The organism is Cupriavidus sp. SIMBA_020 (assembly GCF_046535395.1).
GTDB classification, from domain to species: domain Bacteria; phylum Pseudomonadota; class Gammaproteobacteria; order Burkholderiales; family Burkholderiaceae; genus Cupriavidus; species Cupriavidus campinensis.
In genome coordinates this window covers 1-234 of the sequence record NZ_JAWRWU010001730.1, presented here as the reverse complement: position 1 = coordinate 234, position 234 = coordinate 1, and the positions used below count along the sequence as shown (strand labels likewise).

Below are 234 nucleotides of genomic sequence, written 5' to 3'. Positions count from 1 at the left end.
CTTCTGTGGCGGCGCCGATATTCGCGAATTCGGCCAGGCGCCCCAGGCCCCGGCATTGCCAGCGGTGGTCAAGCGCATCGAGGACAGCGCCAAACCGGTGGTGGCGGCCATCCAGGGCGTGGCGCTGGGCGGCGAGTGGGCCGGCGCGGTGCTGCGGTCGATGGAACACGGCAAGCCCGACCAACGTGGCCGCAATGCCTCGTTCACGCAGGACGGGCCGTCGTGCGGCACGCT

At 71.4% G+C, this 234-nt stretch carries 1 pseudogene; it reads left to right on the top strand.

The annotated features are described in order from the left end of the window. Positions 1–234: pseudogene (locus SB751_RS35535) on the top strand (hypothetical protein); the annotation flags it as partial.